Below are 17,346 nucleotides of genomic sequence, written 5' to 3' on the forward strand. Positions count from 1 at the left end.
TTTATAGTTTTTTTACCGTACCAACCCCAGTATTGACAGGGCCGTCTGCTGTATTTGAGGGAATTATGGTTATTGTCCCTGTAGTGGCTATTGTATTAAGGTTGCCAAACAGTTGCTTGCTAACATCATTATATACAGCTGTATTAGCTTCATGATGTATTATTAAAATAATGTTTTTAGTGTAGGTAAAAGCCTGTGCGGTACCATTATCTCCACTATAGGTGGTTACGCCATTTTTTAAGTCTATTGCTCTACTTTCATAATTTAAGTTAATGCCGCTAAGATCTGCACCATTATCAGTTTCTTTTTTTACAAATACCACAAGGGCATCATAAGTGCCATTTGATATGTTTACATATTCATACTTATATCCATTGGTTGCAGGGCTTGCCGGAGGAAGGCAAACCTCAACGGTTGCTGTTTTTTTGTCAGGGTTAAAATACCCAAATCCTGTGTACACTTTCATAATATTTAATGTTTTATTGGTTTAGTACAAATTACAGCAACTTAAATTAAAAATAAAATCCCCAATAGTGGGGATTTTAAAATATTTATCAATAAGCTGTTTAAACTTTGTCTTTAGTAAGAAACTTTACAACAAACAGTGCTGCAATAAAAAGTAAAAAGGCAATAAGTATACGGTAGCTTCCCTTATAATATTTTTTGTGCAGGGCAAGGTCTTTTCTGTATACAAATATCATTACGGCAACAAAGCCTACAATAAAACAAAGTGCAAAAACAAGTTGTCCGGTACTAAACATGTTGAAATCTTTTTTGCAAAGTTAAGCTATTGCAGGAGTATTTTTGGGTATTTTTAAGCCTTAAATTTTAGACCATGAAAATACAATTAGATGCCGTAAAAGAATTTCATACCTCTTTTGGACTGGGCATTAGCGAAACACCTAAAGACTGTCTTGGAGATGCCGTAAACCTGTTGCGCTATAACCTTATGAAAGAAGAAAACGAGGAATATCTTGAAGCGGTTAAAAATAAAGATATTGTAGAAATTGCCGATGCCCTGGGCGATATGCTCTATATTTTGTGCGGAACTATTTTAGAACACGGCCTGCAATACAAGATAGAGGAGGTTTTTAATGAAATTCAGCGCAGCAACATGAGTAAACTGGGCGAAGACGGTAAGCCTATTTACAGGGAAGACGGTAAGGTTATGAAGGGACCTAATTATTTTAAACCAAATTTTACAGAGATACTTAAGTAATTAGTAGCTGTGTAAACCATCTTTTTAAAACCAACAAAAATACTTTTCAATACAGCAAATGCAACCGAAAAAACTATATTGAAAAGTATTTCTGCAAGCAGTTCAGCAATAAATTCCATGTAATTATTTTATGTAAAGCTTTTTAATGCGTGGAATGGGGCCTTCGCATTTGCCCTCATGGCATTGCACACAGCTCGAAACGGCATCATTAAAATGTTGCTTTGCATTATCAGGGTCGCTGTATATAAGTTGCTGTGCCTTAATAAATTTAGCTGCCTGCTCTTTAAAAAAAGCATCGTTATCGCTTTCATCTGTCATTGCAGATGAGTGTATGTTTAGTATATGCTTAGGGAAAGTGCCAATGGTATCGCCTTTTATAATACGTTCTTTAAGCCTTTGGTTGTCTACATACATTTGCTCCATGAGAGCGGCCATCTGGCTCATTTCATACATTTTAAACTCTTTCTTCGCAGGTTTATTGCATGTTGCCGGAAGAGTGTCTTTTTCAGCAGTTACTGTATTTGAAGCTTCCTGTTTTTTATTGCAACCAATAATAGAAATAAGCGCTAATGCAAGCCCTATGTAGTTTTTCATCTATCTTTAAAAATAATTAGCCACGAATTATTTACACTGTTCACGCTGTAAGATCCGTGAAAATTTGTGTAATTCGTGGCTAAAATCAGTATATGTTATTTGCTTATTAAAACACCATCGGCAATAAAACCATATGTTTTTTTAGGCTCAGTGATTTTGTTTATCTCTTCTTCGGTTTTTCCGCCATCTTTGGCATAATGCCTCAGCTGTGCTACAGATATTTCGCTAACAAAGGCTTTGCCGCTAACAACAGCATCCTGCCCCGCAGCATTTAGTGGAACAAAAAAGGCATAATCTTTAAACTTTACAAACGATTCTTTTTCGTCAGGTAACTGCAAAGACATCCAGCAACCTTTCTTTTGGCAAACATCTTTAATTTTTGTTGCAAATTTTATAGAAACACTATCGCCTGGTTTTAAGCCTTTATATTTAGCAAACATCTGTTCTTTGCTCAATGCTTTATCTGCCAATATTTTATCACCAAAAGATGCATAGTCAACTTTTACATCCTTAGCAACTTTAACAGCTATTTCGGGTTTGGAAGCGGTTTCTTTTTTCTCTTTAACTTCAGGTTTTTCAACAGCTTCAGGTGCTTCAACTACTTCTTTTTGTTCAGTAACTTCAGAAGTTTCATTTGCAGTAATAGTATCCGTATCAATGCTAACAGTATCTGTAGCCGTTTCTATAACAGTATTTTCGGTTTTAACCTCAGTTTCTTTTTTACAGGCAGCAAGTGTTAGCAATGCTGCTCCAACAAGCAATGTTTTTTTCATTTTTTAACGAAAATTAGATTTGGTGTGACAAATTTATATAGAAATCTTTAAAACCCCACAATGTCTACTCATTATTTATAACTCTTATTTTCAAGGCTTTATTTTTTTAATTTTCATTTTTATTTTACAAAAAGCCCTTTAACATGATTTTTTAGTAAATTTGCCATAACACGACTAACTTTTAACTACAAAATTATCCCTGATGAGCGAAAACAAAACATTAAGTATTACAGTAAATGAATCTGAAACATCAAAAATAGAATCGGTAGATTTTGAAAACCTTTCTTTTGGCAATGTTTTTACAGATCATATGCTGTATTGCGACTACAGGGATGGCGAATGGGGCACGCCGGTTATTACCCCTTATGCACCAATGTCAATGGATCCTTCATCAAGGGTTTTTCATTACGGCCAGGCAATTTTTGAAGGTATGAAAGCCTACAAAGATGAAAACGACGAAGTGTGGCTTTTCAGGCCGGATAAAAACTTTGAGCGTTTCAACAAATCTGCTGTAAGGCTTGCAATGCCGGAAGTACCGGAAGATATTTTTATCGAAGGTTTAAAAGAACTTATCCGTTTAGATAAAGACTGGGTAAAAAAAGGCAAAGGAAACTCTTTGTATCTGCGTCCTTTTATGATTGCAACCGGACATGGCGTTATTGCGGCACCTAGTGCCCAGTACAGATTTGCAATTATATTATCACCTGCCAAGTCTTACTATCAGGGTGAAGTTAAAGTACTTATTGCTGAACATTACAGCCGTGCTGCCAATGGAGGTATTGGTGCTGCTAAAGCTGCCGGAAATTATTCTGCTCAGTTTTACCCAACTCGTCTTGCCAACCAGCAGGGATACCAGCAGGTGATTTGGACGGATGATGCTACACACACAAAACTTGAGGAAGCAGGCACCATGAACGTTTTCTTTAAAATTAACGATACCCTTTATACTGCCCCTACAAGCGAGAGAATATTGGATGGGGTTACCCGAAAAAGTATTTTAGAGCTTGCTGAGCGCGACAATATTAAGGTTGAAGTTCGCTCAATATTAGTGTCAGAGCTTATAGAAGCTGCTAAAGACGGATCTCTTAAAGAAATTTTTGGCGCAGGTACGGCTGCTGTAGTAAATCCGATCGCAGGATTTAGCTACAAGGATGTTTATTATGAACTTCCTAAACAGGAAAATCCGCTATCGCTTCAAATTAAAGATAAGTTAACGAACATTCAGCACAAACTTGCCGAAGATACTTTTGGCTGGACAGTAAAAGTGTAATAAAACTGTTTTTAAACATCACTCAGTTATACATAATCTGGATTAAAAAAGTGCCGTTTAATAGCCTAGCTATTAAACGGCACTTTTTTAACTATTCATACATTAATAATTTTACTTCTGTTAAACCTGATGGTTCTAATTTGTCATTTGGTTGAACAATTTCCGGATACGAGTAAGTAATCCTGTCTTTTTCTAAAAGCTGACTATCATAGATCATTCTGTTCATCAGAGAATTTGCCACATGAATTTCGATAGTGTTTTTTCCATTGCTTAAAAAGTTTGTAATATCAAGTTGCCATGGTGAGCACCATATTATTCCGGCACTTTTTCCATTGATTTTAACCTCTGTTATAAAGTCTGGATTGCCGGTTTCAATACATACTTTTTTATTTTTATTCTTTAAACTTATATCTTTTGAATAAATAGCTGTACCCGAGTAATATTTTATACCAGGAATACTTGATTTTGTCCAGTCTGTTAAAGAGTCAAATTTAACGTTGCCCGGGCCTCCCATTTTTTTATCAAAAAATACGTTCCATGAGTCGTTAAGCATTAGTACTTTATCAGGTTCGTTGTCAAACTGTTTAACAGGAAGCCTTTCATAGTTGTCTGTCAATATAATAAAATATGATTCTTTTGGGGCTAAGACTAGATCATAAGATGCCAAACCATTTTTTGAGACGATCGAAAAACGTTCTCCGGTTACAGGATTCCACAATTGAGCATGTTTTTTAACAGAATTAAAAGTAAAGGTGTTTTTTTCTTCGACATCCTTATGATTATCCAAAAAGAAAATGTCCGAGTCAGGCAGTTCTCTGTGACAGAAATAAATTTTGGAGTCTTTAGTGTTGGAGTTTGCTAAAACAACATCGGGTTTAATTTGTGCATCTTTAAGTGCATCTTCTAAAGTCATTCCCCAGTATATAAAACCTTTACCGGTTTTCATTTTCCCCTTGGCAGTTGGCTCTTTACCCCAAAGCATAGCTACTAATTGCTGATACTCATCATCTTTGCCAAGATCAATTGCAGAAGCAGATTTCACGGGACGGTTGCCAAAAACATTTCCGCCCATTTTAACAATCGAAGCAATTTTTCGTAAAGCGTTCAGTGTTAAATCTCCACTCTCAGGCAATACCATCATTTTATAATTTACTCTATCCGGTAAAACTATTTTACCGTCATCGCCCTGCATCCTGTTAATTAATGCATCTGTTGTAAAAGCATCAAAATCAAATCCACCCGGTATATTGGGCAGGCGGTAAGTAAGAATTTTCACAGGGGCATTCTCTCCAAGATATACACAAATATCGGCATGAGGTTTCCCGATTCTCATAAGATATGCACTTCTGGCCTGATAATCCCAAAAGGGCTTACTGTAATTCCACCATGTATTACTTCGGTTAATAGCATAATGACGTCCGCCGCCGGTGCTTCCCGGAATTTTATCTAACCATGGCTGATAAGCCGAAGCACATATTACAAACTCGTTTATGCCAAATGCATAGGCATAATCTGCAAGGGACTTTAATTCAGATAGTGAGTTAGAATATTTTGTATCTGTATAAGCTTCAGCAGACGCAATTGTTTTACCATATAAATGAGCTGATGAGGAGCTTTCTTTAATATCATAATTTCCATCCGGATGTATAACCCAAAATTCTCCCTGTGGTTTGCTTACTTTGCTTTTTGCCTGTATAGGATCGGCTACTATACAGAGGGCATTTCCAACTGCCTGAGCAGTAAATGTAAGTCCTCTTTCTTTGCTTAGTTTATCAAAAGTGCCATAGTAATTATCAGATATCATATCTGCAATATTTCGTCTTACATCGAATAGAAAACTTTCGGTTTTGTCTGTGCCGTCAACAACATACCCTACCATTGCAGGCAAAAATTTTACAGCGTTATATCCCTGACGGGTTTCAAATTCTTTAATAAAATCATCTGTCCAGTTTTGCGCACCGGCCTCATGACTGTCCATGGCAACTCCTGTAAGATGCCCACTACCGCTAATATTTAATGAATCGGCTATTCTGCCTACATAATTATCCCAATGAATTTTTGCTGCCTTAACAGACAATTTATCACATTCCTTTCCTAAAAGGTTCGACCTTCCATGTTTTATAGAAGCACCCGTAGGCTCGTAGGCAAAACGGATAACGTTCCATTTTCCGCTTGGAACTTCCCAGTTTAATAAACCATTGGCATCTAACTTATCGGTAATGTCAATTATGCTGTCAGAAGCTATAACTTCATCAGAGCTATAGTTTGGACTTTTTGATGTTTCGGTATATTCAGCAAATAATCCTGCTTTTTCTTCCCAGAGGTCTATTTTTGCTGATGAGTTTAACACTATGGAGTTAATCATCATTTGTTGATTTTTTTCTGTTTCTTCCCACCAGTCGTGCAAATAAAGCCTGTAGTATTTTGCCTTAACGGCACTAAACGATAAAGTTTTTTGTCTCCAGCTTTCATGTGCCTTGTAAATAGGCTTAAGGTCACATACCTTTTCAAAATGAATGCCATCAGCAGATACTTCAAGTTGGCCAAAATCAGGTAAAACGCGATATCCGGTTCCTACAAAAGATTTGGCAGGAGCACCCGGCACATTTGTTGCGCTTGTTGTAGCTTTGCCGCGGGGTTGCATTTTATAAGTTATACTTCGAGCTTCAAAGTCAGCCTCAAATTGAAGGTTTATGTAAATACCAGACTCATTTCTTTCAATTTTAGTAAGGCTCTCCGTGCTTGGATTAAAAAGCTTTTTGAGGTCTATATCTTTATTGTCAGAAGTAATTATTACTTTTTCTGTAGCTGAATTTTTTCCGGTGCCTCTTTTTGCAGGAAAAGCCAGTACAGCAACATCTTTATAAAAGTTGCTTTTGTTTTTTGGTTCGGCTAACTTGCCGGTAAATCGCTTTCCTCCATCCAGTAACATTTCTGTGGCAACAAGGCGTTTCATACTGTTCTCATTATCAATCCATGGTCCACCGGCAACATACCCGTTGGAAATGTGAATTTCGAAGGTTAAACCAAGACGTTTTGCTTCTTCAGCAGAAAATCGAAGCATTTCCCACCATTCTTTAGAAAAGCCTTCTAATGCTTTTTCTGCCTTTCCATGGTTTTGGTCGTAATATATAACACCGCCAACACCTACTTTTTTAAATGCTTCTAAATCTGCAGTAATTCCTTCTTTAGTAGTTTCGGTTTCGCCATGAAACCACCATACTTTTGTTCGGGTACTATCCTGGGGTATTTCAAACCCATTCTTTAGAGAATTTAAAACAGATATTTTTTTTGATTGTTTGGCTGTACATGATACAAAAAAGTTACAGATACTAATAGCTGATATACCGTACAGAAATAATAGAAAATATTTGTTGTAGATTTTTTTCAATGGATGTAATTATGAGTGATTATAGGGATTTTTTATTATTGTACAAATATATTCAAACGTTGTAGTTGAAAAATGTTTCACAAAAAAAAGTTCAGGTTTTAAACTGAACTTTACTATTAAAGAGTGTTTTTTCTATTTCCGTACTTCTTCCTGATACAATGCTGAAAGTTTTTTTCCCAAACTGTTGTTCCACTCCATGGGGAATATATAGTCATCTAACGAACCTATACCGGCAATCTCAGCTGCTGTTCCTGTAAAAAAAGCGCTGTCGGCGGTTTTTACTTCCTCAATTGTAAAGAATTTTTCGTGTATGATAATGCCGTTTTGCTTCGCCAGGTCTATAACCGTATTGCGTGTAATTCCCGGAAGTATATTGCCTAATGGACAGGTATACAAAACACCGTCTTTCTCAAAAAAGAAATTGGCACCGGGACCTTCGGCTGCAAACCCGGCCGCATCCAGCATCAGGGCTTCGTCAAAACCGTTTTGTTTAGCTTCTGTGGTGGCAAGTATTGAGTTGATGTAATGCCCAACTGTTTTTGCCTCAACATGGCACGATTTAGGGTTTGGGCGCTGATAAGAGGATGTTTTAATACGCAAAAGCTTGTCGCCAAGGTAACGACCCCATTCCCAGGCACACAAAAACAGATTGGTTTTATCTACAGGAACTAACGACATGTTAGGGTCTAAATAAAACAATGGCCTTATATAGGCATCTGTCATTCCGTTTTTCTCAAGCAGTTCATAGCTTAAATAAGTCAGCTGTTCAACCGTATAATCGGTTTTAATGTGCATCAGCGCAGCCGATTTCAGCATACGCTCATAGTGCTCTTTCGGTTTAAAAATCTTTACGCCATTATTTGTACTATAGGCTCTTATGCCTTCAAAAATACCATTGCCGTAATGCATGGTCTGGTTGTACAGGCTCACGTTTGCCTGAGCCGAAGGGAGCCACTCACCATTTAAGTAAACAATGGTATTTTCGTTATAATACATTATATAATTGTTGATTTGCCAAGGGCTACATTAGTACTGTTAGTAAAAGTTTCATTGCCTAAAATCAGGCTTTCTATAAAGCTGCCCACATCACTTGTGCTGTAGGTGCTTTCAGGGTTAATATCCGTAGTGCAAAAATCCTGCTCAATACTTGTAGATACCGCTTCTTTAATGGCAGTTGCCTCATCATAAAGGTCAAAATGCTCTAAAAGCAACGCGGCCGAAAGTATAGAGGCCACCGGGTTGGCAATGCCTTTGCCTGTAGCGGCAGGGTATGAGCCATGTATAGGCTCAAACAAACTGTACTTATCGCCTACAGATGCCGATGCTGCAAGGCCAATACTGCCACCAATTACACTAGCCTCGTCTGATAGTATATCGCCAAACATATTCTCGGTAAGCATTACATCAAACTGTTTAGGGTTTAATATTAACTGCATGGCAGCATTGTCAACAAATAAAAAGTCTAAAGCTATATCAGGATATTGGGTTGCTATCTGGCCAACCACCCTGCGCCACAGGCGCGATGTTTCCAGTACGTTTGCCTTGTCTACCAGCGTAACTTTCTTACGCCTGTTTTGTGCAGCCTTAAAGGCCATGTGGGTAATTTGTTCTATCTCCTGTACCGAATAGGAACACAGGTCGGAAGCTACGGTTTTATCTTCGCTTAAATGCTTTTCGCCAAAATAAATACCTCCCGTAAGTTCGCGGTAAATAGAAATATCTACCCCCGCAATGCGGTCTGCCTTTAGTGGTGACTGCTCTATCAACTTATCGTAAATGGTTATAGGGCGAATATTTGCAAACAATTGCAACGCCTTGCGAATGGCAAGCAAGCCCTGTTCCGGGCGTACAGGTGCATCGGGGTTATTGTCATACTTAGGGTGGCCTACCGCCCCAAGAAGCACCGCATCTGCGGCAAGGCAGGTTTCAAGGGTATCGTTAGGTAGCGGCTCATTATATTTATCTATAGCACAGGCTCCCAATAGGGCATGGCTAAAAGTAAAGTTGTGTTCAAAGCGCGTTGCAACAGCTTTGAGTATTTTAATGGCTTCGTTTGTAACCTCCGGGCCAATGCCGTCTCCGGCTAAAACAGCTATATTTAATTGCATATTAACTATATTTTTCTTCAAATTGTGTAATGGCATCCAGTTTGCTCAGTAAAAAATCGATATCATCATAACCGTTTATCAAGCATATTTTTTTGTAGTTATTGATTTCGAAACTTTCCTGTTTTCCGGCACAGCTAATGGTTTGCTCTTCAAGGTTCACGGTTACCGGCTCGGCTGGGTTCTGTTCTAATGTATCGAAAAGGAATTTTAAATATTCAGGACTAACCTGTAATGGCAGTAGGCTGTTGTTAAGGCAGTTGCCTTTAAAAATATCGGCAAAATAGCTTGATACAATTACTTTAAACCCAAACCCTGACAATGCCCACGCCGCATGCTCGCGACTCGAACCGCAGCCAAAATTGTTACCCGTAATTAATATAGGCCCGTGCTGTTGGTTGTTGAGTGCAAAGGTGGGGTTGAGTTCTTCGTCTTTTATATATTTCCAGTCCCTGAACAGGTTAGCGCCAAAACCTTTCTTATCGGTCGATTTTAAAAAGCGTGCCGGTATAATCTGGTCGGTATCCACATTTTCAATGTTTAGCGTCATGGCCACATCGGTAAGTGTTGTAAACTTTTGCATGCTAATTCAGGTTTTTGGTAAAGTCTATAATTTTTCCTTCAATGGCTATGGCAGCAGCTGTAAGCGGGCTTGCCAGTATGGTACGTGCACCGGGACCCTGACGGCCTTCAAAGTTGCGGTTGCTGGTAGAAACGCAGTATTCTTCGGCCGGAATTTTATCATCGTTCATGGCAAGGCATGCCGAACAGCCCGGCTGGCGTACCTGAAAACCTGCGTCTTCAAATATTTTATAAAGCCCTTCAGCTTTCATTTCGCTGGCTACCTGCTGCGAACCCGGCACTATAAGCGCGGTTACATTATCGGCCTTGCGTTTGCCGTTAATATATTCTGCCACAGTCCTGAAATCTTCTATGCGTGAGTTGGTACAGCTGCCTATAAAAATGTAGTTTATAGGAGTGCCTAACAAAGACTGCCCCGAGTCAAAACCCATATAAGCCAATGCCTTATCGGTACTGGCTTCGGTGCTTTGCGGAATCGTATCGCCTATTTTTATACCCATGCCCGGGTTAGTGCCATAGGTTAGCATTGGCTCTATTTCTTCGGCATCAATATCAATCTCTTTGTCAAATACAGCGCCTTCATCGGTAACAAGGGTTTTCCAGTAGGCTACCTTTGCATCAAACTCTTCGCCTTTAGGGGCAAACTCCCGTCCTGCCACATACTCAAATGTAGTTTCGTCAGGAGCAATAAGGCCTCCGCGGGCACCCATTTCAATGCTCATGTTGCACACGGTCATGCGGCCTTCCATAGACATTTCACGGAAAACATTGCCTGCATATTCGCAAAAATATCCTGTGCCCGAGTTCGTGCCAAGTTTGGCTATAATATACAGTATAACATCTTTAGGCAATACACCTTTTTTAAGTTTGCCGTTTACATTAATGCGCATTTTTAAAGGCTTTTCCAGCAGCAGGCACTGGCTTGCAAATACCTGTGCTACCTGGCTGGTGCCAATACCAAAGGCTATGGTGCCAAAAGCCCCATGGGTACTGGTGTGGCTGTCTCCGCATACAATGGTCATGCCCGGCTGTGTTATGCCAAGCTCCGGTGCTATAACGTGCACAATGCCGTTGTATTTATGCCCAAGGCCATAAAACTCTATGTTGTTTTTATGGCAGTTGATTGTAAGTTCTTCTATTTGTTTGCGCGACATTTCATCCTTAATGGGCAAATGCTGGTTAAGGGTAGGGGTGTTATGGTCTGCCGTGGCAACAATTTTTTTAGGTCGAAAAAGCGGTATGCCGCGCTCCTCAAGCTCGTTAAAAGCCTGCGGACTGGTAACCTCGTGTATTAGGTGCTTGTCTATATATAAAATATCGGGGCCGTTTGTTACCGACTCTACCACGTGGGCATCCCAAACTTTATCAAAAAGCGTTTTTTTCATTTTACTTAAATACTTAATTGAAACTTGTTCTTTGACAATTCTACTATATGATGAATGTGGTTATCGTCTACCACCTTGCAGGTATCGGCAAAGTTTATAAATTCTGAATAAATAATATCAAGGTCTAACTTAGTAAACTCGTAGCCAATGTTTTTAGCCCTGTATGCCAGTGCCGACCTGCCGCTGCGCGCGGTTAAGATAATAGAAGACTCGTTAACGCCCACATCGGCTGGGTTAATAATCTCGTAGGTTTCGCGGTTTTTTATAACCCCATCCTGGTGGATGCCGCTGCTGTGTGCAAAGGCATTTTCGCCCACTATGGCTTTATTGGCCTGAACAATCATGCCCATTTCTTCGGCAACCATTTTACTGATGCTCAACAGGCGTTTGGTGTCTATATGGGTATTAAGGTTTAATTTAGGATGCTGGCGGAGTATCATTACCACTTCTTCCAAAGATGTGTTACCCGCGCGTTCGCCTATGCCGTTTACGGTACACTCTATTTGCCTTGCACCATTAATAACACCCGCAATAGCATTGGCGGTGGCAAGGCCTAGGTCGTTATGGCAATGGCACGACAGGCGCACTTTATCAATGCCCTCTACATGTTCTTTAAGGTATTTAATTTTAGCTCCGTATTCGTCCGGCAGGCAATAGCCTGTGGTATCAGGAATATTAAGCACTGTAGCACCCGCCTTTACGGCAACGCTGCACACTTTTGCAAGAAATTCGTTATCCGTTCGTCCGGCATCTTCGGCATAAAACTCTACATCTTCTACAAAGCTTTTGGCGTAAGAAACAGCCTGAAAAGCACGCTCCAATATCTTATCAGGAGTAGTATTGAACTTATATTTTATATGCGATTCAGACGTGCCAATACCGGTATGTATCCTCGGCCGTTTGGCATATTTAAGGGCTTCTGCAGCAACTTCAATATCTTTTTCCACGGCACGGGTAAGTCCGCACACGGTAGCATTCTTTACCAGTTTGGCAATCTCTGTGACCGACTGAAAATCACCAGGACTCGAAACCGGGAAACCAGCTTCTATAACATCAACACCCAATGTATCAAGCTGTTCGGCAATACGCAGTTTCTGGCCTGTATTTAATTTACAGCCCGGTACCTGTTCGCCGTCTCTTAGGGTAGTATCAAAAATTTCTACGTAATCCATCTCATCATAGTTTTTGTATGTAGCTAAATTATTTGATACATAACAAATAGCGGTTTGTATTAAAAGTAGTTTTACGATGTTAGGCGTGCATAATTATTTTTTAAGTTTTTGATTTATAGTTTTTTAAGCTTATTTTTATTACGATGCTTAAAAAAAGTATTTTAAAATGTTTTAAACAGTAGCTTCGATGATATATGATTTATGATGAAAATTAGCTAAATTTCGGATTGATATACGACAGTTGAAAGCATAGTCGTTATTAAAGTATAATGATCAAGAATAACAACGAATTAACCGATAATCTTTTTGCGCTTGTAAAGTCGCTTACTGCTTCAGAAAAGAGGCAGTTCTCGCTTTATGCCGGCCGGGTAGCGATGAACAGCGAGAGCAAATTTATAAGCCTGTTTAAAATTTTGTGTACCCAGACAAAGTATGATGAGGCCGCTATACTTAACAGTACTGATATTACCAAGCAGCAACTATCTAATATAAAGTCGCACCTGTACAACCAGATACTTACCAGCCTTCGGCTTAACCCATCAGTACGGAGTGTGCCGTTGCAGATAAGGGAGCAGCTTGATTTTGCCATGATATTGTACCGTAAAGGACTCTATCAGCAAAGCCTGAAAGTGCTTGAAAAGATAAAAACCCTTGCACTGCTGTATGAAGAGAAGAACATTGGATACGAAATTTTAGACCTCGAAAAGATAATAGAGTCGCAATACATTACCCGCAGCCGTCCCAATCGTGCCGAATTGCTTATTGAGCAAACCAATGAGCTTACGCACCTTAATACTATCGCAAGCGAGCTCTCTAACCTTACGCTGTATTTGTATAACATTTTTTTAAAGAATGGTTATGTGCGTACACCCGAAGAAAAAGACGAAGTGTCTGCATATTTCTTTGATCATTTGCCGGAATATGATGAAAAGCGTTTGGGCTTTAGGGAAAAGCTTTGGTATTGCCAGGCTTATGTTTGGTACAGTTTTATAATTCAGGATTTTGTGTCGTGCTATAAATATGCCAGTAAGTGGGTTGCATTGTTTGACAAGGCACCACATTTAATAACGGTGCACCCGGTGTTTTATATAAAAGGGCATCATTATGTATTAGAATCGTTGTTTTACCTAAATCGTGTAAAACAGTTTGAAACTGCCCTCAACGATTTTGAATTATTGCTTACCAGTACCGATATTCCTGAGGATGATAATATTATGGTATTGTCTTTTTTATATGTGTATTCTAATAAACTGAATTTAAGGTTTATGAAAGCCGAATATACTGATGGTGAAGAGCTGTTGGACACCATTAATAAAAAGATTGAACGCTACAGGGATAAGGTAGACGACCACCATATTATGATATTATATTATAAAATGGCCTGCCTTTATTTTGGGAACAGAAAATATGATAAGTGTATTTATTTTCTTAAAAAGATTATTGATAACAAAAGCACTCCATTGCGTGAAGACTTGGTTTGCTTTACCATGATACTAAATCTTGCCGCGCATTATGAGGCTGGGCAGGACTACAGGCTTGAGGCTCTTATAAAATCTACACGCATATTTTTAAGCAAAATGAACCACTTGCATGAAGTGCAACGTGCATTGATGGGCTTTTTGGAAAGCCTGCCGCAAATATCGCCACTGCATATTAAAGATGAGTTCAGGAGGTTTCATGCAATTTTGAGCCAGTATGAAAATCATCCTTTTGAGCGCAGGGCATTTTTATATCTTGATCTTCTGTCGTGGCTGGAAGGCCACATTAACGGAGAACCCATTGCCGATGTTATAGCCCGCAAGGTAGCAGGAAAGCACAAGGTATAGTTTAGCTTTGAGTAGTTTTTTTACGTCTTAAAGCGGCTAATAATATCCTTATTATTGCAAAGTATAAAGCGGAGAATATAATACCTGTAAAAGGTGCTAAAGTGCGGCCGGTATCAGCTATTACTGCTTTCATGGCCTTTTGTTGATCAGTATTTATTTCATTTTCAGTAAATAAGCCATCCCTGTTGAGGTCGAAAGCGTCAAGCCTGCTTTTAAAAATATAATTAGTGTACAACACCATTATTATAATGCTAATGTAGAAAAATATTGAAGCAAGCAAGCTGATCATTGTATTGCTAAAGTGTTTCTTTATACACAACAACATCAAAATAAAAGTTACCTGAGCACATGTGAAAAGTATAAGTTGTTCCATATATTTTAGATTTTTTAAACCTCTGTAGCCCCTGCCACAGAGGTTTGAAAATTGATTTACTTAAACTTGTTTCGTGTTATTCCAGTCTATTTTTCTTGACACGAACATTACTGCCCCAAGAATAAAGAACAGACCGATACTGCCCGCCAATAGTGCATATTTTTCAAGCTGAATAATGATATAAATAAAGCTGTATAATGCTGTTAACGATGTAGCTATAAACAGCGGGAACTTTTTATTTTTCAGGATTGATATTGAGTAAGTGCCTATCATTACCACAACAGCAATGCCTGCCACAAGATAGGCCAATTTAAAGCTACTGTGCTCTGTAATAGATATTAGCAGTGTATAAAACATTATAAGTGCCAGTCCAACCATGCTGTACTGAAAAATATGTATGCTTATTTTGCTGATACTCTGAATAAGGAAAAAGATAAGGAATGTGAGCCCGATAACTAAGAACCCGTATTTTGAAGCACGTTCATTTTGCTGGTATTCATCTACAGGGATTATAAATTTTACATCAAACGTATAGCGTTCCAGGTTTGGAAGCACTGAAAAATACTGTTGCATGAACGGCCTGTTAAGGTGCGAAACTTTCCAGTAGGCTGTGAATCCGCTATTAGTAACCTTTTTGTCTTCGGGTAAAAAATTACCGTCAAAACTTGGCGATGGCCAGTTAGATGCCATAGTAGCCTCGGTAAGTTTACCTATAGGTACAATATCTATTTGCCTGCTGCCGTCATAGGTTATATTTAGATTAAAAGGCATGGTGCCATCAAAAGCCTGCTGTATGTTTATGGCCTTTGTTTCAAGGGTTGCTACACTATCAGATTCGTTTTCTTTAGCAACAGGCTCAAATGCATATTGGTTTCCATTAAAGTTTACATTTACAGCACCTTTAATACTTTTGAGGTTGTTAGTATTTATAAGTACACTGGCTTTTTCCCACTCTATATTTTCCGGAGCAATGTTTTGCGAACTGAAGTCGGGAGTAGGATAGTGACCCTTTATCTCCATGCGATTGTTAAACACCGTTGCCTTATAATTGTTACGATACTTGGTGTCAGTCTTTGCATTAGAGTTTATCTCCAGTTTTTCAGGAAAAAAGTAGGCATAATCCGTAGACATTGTGCGTTGCACTGTTACCTTTTTAGTAGTTTGATCCGTTACCTCGGTTTCTGTAACTACTTTGTAGGGTACTTTAAGTACAGGACCGTAAAAATACACGCTGCCACCCCATTTTTTAGCAATTTCATTTGCCACATCATCCTGTAAAGCCGCTCTTTCAAATATCAGGCTTTTAACAAACTGCAGTGGGATAAGCAGTACAAGTGTTAACAATCCTACTAGGATAACCCGGGCTGTTGTTGACTGAAAGATATTAATTTTTTGTGGCTCAGGATATTGATACTGAGGCTGGTCTTGATTGGTGTTTTGATTGGTTTCCATAAAAATTAATTTTAGATTAAATGGTTATTATATGGTCTTGTTATTATCGTATCAAAAAAGTGTCTTTAATTCTTTCCACAGGCAGGTGCAACATGCCAAAATGGTCTACGTCATAAAAGCGTAGTGCTTCTTTGCCCTCCTTGTATCGTTTATAAAAATATGCTGCATAAAACGGGCATAATGCAATGCCCACCATCATAGCAAGCAGCGTGCGGAGGCTATTGCTACCATTACCAAAAATGTAAAACTGCGTGGCTATATCTTCTTTAACGGATACCTCTCCGCGTGCTATAAGCAGTTGATAGACGTCTTCTTTTTCGGCTGTAACATTAGTGCCATAGTTGGTGTCGAGCAGGTGTTTACCTAAGTTGTGCCCCAAACTGTCTTTCGGGTATTTTATTAGTTGTAGGGCGGTTGTTTTCTTCTTTTTGCGTTCAAATTCTATTCGAACAGCCTCGATCTTTTCTTTCATTGTTTTCATAAGCATTAGTTTTTACTTTGAATTTCAAAGTAGATGGATAAATTTTTTTATTTTTCAGGTTCATAATAAAGGCGGAAGAGCAGGTACAGCAACGTACCAAACCCAAGCGTAATTCCCCAAGCTGCTTTGTAAGTTTCATTAGCAAACAGGCTGTTAAAAATATCTGCTGTAAGCGCAAGCGGTTTGTGCAACACATCCCAACTGTTATATCTTAAAAAACGGCCTAAGTAAATACCAAACCCCGATAGCAGGCTGCTAATGCCAAGCACTACGTTTGCTATATTATTATTAAACTTTATAGACAGCATGCGGTGCATATTTTTCATAGAAGCAAGCCCAAACAATAACCCACATAGTGTGAAAGATGCTATAAGCAATATATCGAACCAAACAGGTATGGCTGAATCTTTATAGAGGTGTATAAAATCGGTAATTATATATGGGGCATTAGGCAATACCAATAGCCAACATATAAAGGCAGGGTAGAAGTACCATTTTTTAATTAAAGTTCTTTTAAAGATTAAAAAATATGTTAGTGCTAATGGTGTGTATGCTAAAAACAAATTCCATATAAGAAAAAACAGGTAAATGCTTTGGGTAAGTTTTGCCCGTAGAAGCAATAGTGCCATGCAAAAGCCTGCAAGCAGCATAAGCATTGATGGCCTGCTAACCGTTTGATTGATTGGTTGTTGAATTGTTTTCATAATTTATATTTTTAAAAGT

The 17,346-nt window shown here is 38.7% G+C and carries 17 protein-coding genes; 3 read left to right on the top strand and 14 right to left on the bottom strand.

Features of this window, described 5'->3' with window-relative positions:
- Position 1: 1 nt before the first annotated feature.
- The gene (locus tag GR160_RS03100) at positions 2 to 466 is read right to left on the bottom strand and encodes a hypothetical protein (RefSeq protein WP_160748366.1); all 465 of its coding nucleotides are present in this window, start codon (positions 464 to 466) and stop codon (positions 2 to 4) included.
- A 100-nt stretch (positions 467 to 566) separates the two neighbouring features.
- Positions 567 to 761, bottom strand: a complete 195-nt coding sequence (locus GR160_RS03105; protein ID WP_160748367.1) for a hypothetical protein — start codon at positions 759 to 761, stop codon at positions 567 to 569.
- Between the two features lie 74 nt (positions 762 to 835).
- Here GR160_RS03105 and GR160_RS03110 point away from each other — a divergent pair, with 74 nt between their 5' ends.
- The gene (locus tag GR160_RS03110) at positions 836 to 1,219 is read left to right on the top strand and encodes a MazG nucleotide pyrophosphohydrolase domain-containing protein (RefSeq protein ID WP_160748368.1); all 384 of its coding nucleotides are present in this window, start codon (positions 836 to 838) and stop codon (positions 1,217 to 1,219) included.
- A gap of 123 nt (positions 1,220 to 1,342) precedes the next feature.
- Here the strand turns inward: GR160_RS03110 and GR160_RS03115 are convergent, their stop codons facing one another.
- On the bottom strand, positions 1,343 to 1,813 hold the full coding sequence (locus GR160_RS03115; RefSeq protein WP_160748369.1) for a hypothetical protein: 471 nt from the start codon (positions 1,811 to 1,813) through the stop codon (positions 1,343 to 1,345).
- Between the two features lie 95 nt (positions 1,814 to 1,908).
- Positions 1,909 to 2,586, bottom strand: a complete 678-nt coding sequence (locus GR160_RS03120; RefSeq protein WP_160748370.1) for a DUF4920 domain-containing protein — start codon at positions 2,584 to 2,586, stop codon at positions 1,909 to 1,911.
- 202 nt (positions 2,587 to 2,788) lie between these two features.
- Here GR160_RS03120 and GR160_RS03125 point away from each other — a divergent pair, with 202 nt between their 5' ends.
- On the top strand, positions 2,789 to 3,856 hold the full coding sequence (locus tag GR160_RS03125) for a branched-chain amino acid aminotransferase (RefSeq protein WP_160748371.1): 1,068 nt from the start codon (positions 2,789 to 2,791) through the stop codon (positions 3,854 to 3,856).
- 91 nt (positions 3,857 to 3,947) lie between these two features.
- On the opposite strand, the gene GR160_RS03130 is transcribed toward GR160_RS03125, so the two are convergent.
- The 6 genes from GR160_RS03130 to GR160_RS03155 form a co-directional block, all read right to left on the bottom strand.
- Positions 3,948 to 7,247, bottom strand: coding sequence for a glycosyl hydrolase (locus GR160_RS03130; RefSeq protein ID WP_160748372.1), 3,300 nt, complete (start codon positions 7,245 to 7,247; stop codon positions 3,948 to 3,950).
- A 132-nt stretch (positions 7,248 to 7,379) separates the two neighbouring features.
- Positions 7,380 to 8,243 (bottom strand): branched-chain amino acid transaminase, encoded by an 864-nt coding sequence (locus GR160_RS03135; protein WP_160748373.1) that lies wholly within the window; start codon positions 8,241 to 8,243, stop codon positions 7,380 to 7,382.
- Complete coding sequence (gene leuB, locus GR160_RS03140; protein WP_160748374.1) at positions 8,243 to 9,355, bottom strand: 3-isopropylmalate dehydrogenase; 1,113 nt, start codon at positions 9,353 to 9,355, stop codon at positions 8,243 to 8,245. The genes GR160_RS03135 and leuB overlap by 1 nt, the downstream gene beginning before the upstream one ends.
- 1 nt (position 9,356) lies before the next feature.
- Positions 9,357 to 9,935, bottom strand: coding sequence for a 3-isopropylmalate dehydratase small subunit (gene leuD, locus GR160_RS03145; protein WP_160748375.1), 579 nt, complete (start codon positions 9,933 to 9,935; stop codon positions 9,357 to 9,359).
- 1 nt (position 9,936) lies between these two features.
- On the bottom strand, positions 9,937 to 11,319 hold the full coding sequence (leuC, locus tag GR160_RS03150; protein ID WP_160748376.1) for a 3-isopropylmalate dehydratase large subunit: 1,383 nt from the start codon (positions 11,317 to 11,319) through the stop codon (positions 9,937 to 9,939).
- A 5-nt stretch (positions 11,320 to 11,324) separates the two neighbouring features.
- The gene (locus tag GR160_RS03155; protein WP_160748377.1) at positions 11,325 to 12,491 is read right to left on the bottom strand and encodes a 2-isopropylmalate synthase; all 1,167 of its coding nucleotides are present in this window, start codon (positions 12,489 to 12,491) and stop codon (positions 11,325 to 11,327) included.
- A 269-nt stretch (positions 12,492 to 12,760) separates the two neighbouring features.
- On the opposite strand from GR160_RS03155, the gene GR160_RS03160 reads away from it, so the two are divergent.
- Positions 12,761 to 14,317: a hypothetical protein gene (locus GR160_RS03160; RefSeq protein WP_160748378.1), complete on the top strand. Its 1,557-nt coding sequence runs from the start codon at positions 12,761 to 12,763 to the stop codon at positions 14,315 to 14,317.
- Between the two features lies 1 nt (position 14,318).
- Here GR160_RS03160 and GR160_RS03165 read toward each other — a convergent pair whose 3' ends face one another.
- From GR160_RS03165 to GR160_RS03180, 4 genes are read right to left on the bottom strand one after another with little or no spacing between them, the layout of a single operon-like run.
- A complete protein-coding gene (locus tag GR160_RS03165) occupies positions 14,319 to 14,690 on the bottom strand; it encodes a hypothetical protein (protein ID WP_160748379.1) in 372 nt (123 codons plus the stop codon).
- A 60-nt stretch (positions 14,691 to 14,750) separates the two neighbouring features.
- Positions 14,751 to 16,142, bottom strand: a complete 1,392-nt coding sequence (gene creD, locus GR160_RS03170) for a cell envelope integrity protein CreD (protein WP_160748380.1) — start codon at positions 16,140 to 16,142, stop codon at positions 14,751 to 14,753.
- A 43-nt stretch (positions 16,143 to 16,185) separates the two neighbouring features.
- Positions 16,186 to 16,623, bottom strand: coding sequence for a hypothetical protein (locus GR160_RS03175; RefSeq protein WP_160748381.1), 438 nt, complete (start codon positions 16,621 to 16,623; stop codon positions 16,186 to 16,188).
- A 47-nt stretch (positions 16,624 to 16,670) separates the two neighbouring features.
- On the bottom strand, positions 16,671 to 17,327 hold the full coding sequence (locus GR160_RS03180; protein WP_160748382.1) for a DUF1361 domain-containing protein: 657 nt from the start codon (positions 17,325 to 17,327) through the stop codon (positions 16,671 to 16,673).
- Between the last annotated feature and the right edge of the window lie 19 nt (positions 17,328 to 17,346).

This window comes from Flavobacterium sp. Sd200 (genome assembly GCF_009826935.1).
Taxonomy (GTDB): Bacteria; Bacteroidota; Bacteroidia; order Flavobacteriales; family Flavobacteriaceae; genus Flavobacterium.

What these genes read in the sequence shown, in the direction of transcription:
- GR160_RS03100 (WP_160748366.1), bottom strand. Translation starts at nt 466, where the DNA reads ATGAAAGTGTACACAGGATTTGGGTATTTTAACCCTGACAAAAAAACA.
- GR160_RS03105 (WP_160748367.1), bottom strand. Translation starts at nt 761, where the DNA reads ATGTTTAGTACCGGACAACTTGTTTTTGCACTTTGTTTTATTGTAGGC.
- GR160_RS03110 (WP_160748368.1), top strand. Translation starts at nt 836, where the DNA reads ATGAAAATACAATTAGATGCCGTAAAAGAATTTCATACCTCTTTTGGA.
- GR160_RS03115 (WP_160748369.1), bottom strand. Translation starts at nt 1,813, where the DNA reads ATGAAAAACTACATAGGGCTTGCATTAGCGCTTATTTCTATTATTGGT.
- GR160_RS03120 (WP_160748370.1), bottom strand. Translation starts at nt 2,586, where the DNA reads ATGAAAAAAACATTGCTTGTTGGAGCAGCATTGCTAACACTTGCTGCC.
- GR160_RS03125 (WP_160748371.1), top strand. Translation starts at nt 2,789, where the DNA reads ATGAGCGAAAACAAAACATTAAGTATTACAGTAAATGAATCTGAAACA.
- GR160_RS03135 (WP_160748373.1), bottom strand. Translation starts at nt 8,243, where the DNA reads ATGTATTATAACGAAAATACCATTGTTTACTTAAATGGTGAGTGGCTC.
- leuB (WP_160748374.1), bottom strand. Translation starts at nt 9,355, where the DNA reads ATGCAATTAAATATAGCTGTTTTAGCCGGAGACGGCATTGGCCCGGAG.
- leuD (WP_160748375.1), bottom strand. Translation starts at nt 9,935, where the DNA reads ATGCAAAAGTTTACAACACTTACCGATGTGGCCATGACGCTAAACATT.
- leuC (WP_160748376.1), bottom strand. Translation starts at nt 11,319, where the DNA reads ATGAAAAAAACGCTTTTTGATAAAGTTTGGGATGCCCACGTGGTAGAG.
- GR160_RS03155 (WP_160748377.1), bottom strand. Translation starts at nt 12,491, where the DNA reads ATGGATTACGTAGAAATTTTTGATACTACCCTAAGAGACGGCGAACAG.
- GR160_RS03160 (WP_160748378.1), top strand. Translation starts at nt 12,761, where the DNA reads ATGATCAAGAATAACAACGAATTAACCGATAATCTTTTTGCGCTTGTA.
- GR160_RS03165 (WP_160748379.1), bottom strand. Translation starts at nt 14,690, where the DNA reads ATGGAACAACTTATACTTTTCACATGTGCTCAGGTAACTTTTATTTTG.
- creD (WP_160748380.1), bottom strand. Translation starts at nt 16,142, where the DNA reads ATGGAAACCAATCAAAACACCAATCAAGACCAGCCTCAGTATCAATAT.
- GR160_RS03175 (WP_160748381.1), bottom strand. Translation starts at nt 16,623, where the DNA reads ATGAAAACAATGAAAGAAAAGATCGAGGCTGTTCGAATAGAATTTGAA.
- GR160_RS03180 (WP_160748382.1), bottom strand. Translation starts at nt 17,327, where the DNA reads ATGAAAACAATTCAACAACCAATCAATCAAACGGTTAGCAGGCCATCA.